This is a genomic window from Pseudoroseomonas cervicalis ATCC 49957 (genome assembly GCF_000164635.1).
GTDB classification, from domain to species: domain Bacteria; phylum Pseudomonadota; class Alphaproteobacteria; order Acetobacterales; family Acetobacteraceae; genus Pseudoroseomonas; species Pseudoroseomonas cervicalis.
On record NZ_GG771145.1, the window covers coordinates 1 to 756 of the forward strand.

The 756-nt window shown below is 73.9% G+C and carries 2 protein-coding genes; one reads left to right on the forward strand and one right to left on the reverse strand.

Annotated elements, in window-relative coordinates; all coding sequences use genetic code 11:
* The coding region (locus HMPREF0731_RS22240; protein ID WP_040614487.1) for a hypothetical protein at window positions 1–420 on the reverse strand (420 nt) is incomplete at its 3' end.
* Window positions 421–538: 118 nt separating this feature from the next.
* Here HMPREF0731_RS22240 and HMPREF0731_RS22245 point away from each other — a divergent pair.
* The coding region (locus HMPREF0731_RS22245) for a diacylglycerol kinase family protein (protein WP_040614488.1) at window positions 539–756 on the forward strand (218 nt) is incomplete at its 3' end.

A 756-nucleotide genomic window follows, 5' to 3' on the forward strand; every position in this document is an offset into this window, starting at 1 on the left:
CAGCCGGTGCCCCTCGCGGTTGAGCATGCGCACCAGCTCCGCCGCCGCCTGCGCGGCCCGCGCCGCCTCGCGCGGGGCGGCCAGGCGGCGCAGCACGGCCAGCGCATCCTCCGCCCGGCCCTCCTGCTGCAGCGCCAGCACATCCACCAGGTCCAGCTCGTCCGGGCTGAGGCCGGGGTGGCAGACGCAGTTGACGTCGATCATGCGCTGCGCGCCGCGGTTCAGCGCCAGCATGAAGCGGTCGAGCGCGAAGGCGGCGCCGGGCACGCCCAGCTCGCCATAGAGCGCGGCGATCTCCGCCTCGGTGCGCAGCCCGCGGCTGAGGCCGATCGCCCAGGCCCGCATGCTCCAGAGCAGCGCGGCCTCCAGCGGCGGCAGGGCGGCGCTTTGCGTCGGTTCATCGGCGGCGGCGTGGTCCATGGCGCGTCTCCTGCGGCTGCTATTATGATATTAATAATCATTCGCATTACAACGGGCATTTGCCACCTGCCGCAGGGCCGCCTTGGAACCCGAGCCGGGCCTCGTCTGTTGCTGGCGCATGCGAGCCACGCTCTTCCACAATCCCGGGGCCGGGGACGAATCCCATTCCGCCGCGCAGCTGGCCGGTCCGCTCCGCGCCGCGGGCCTCGATCTGCGCCTCTGCGAGGCCAGGGGCGAGGCGCTGCGCGACGGGCTGCGCCAGCCCATGGAGCTGGCCATCATCGCCGGCGGCGACGGCACGGTGGGCCGCATCGCCCCGGCCCTGGCCGGGCGCGG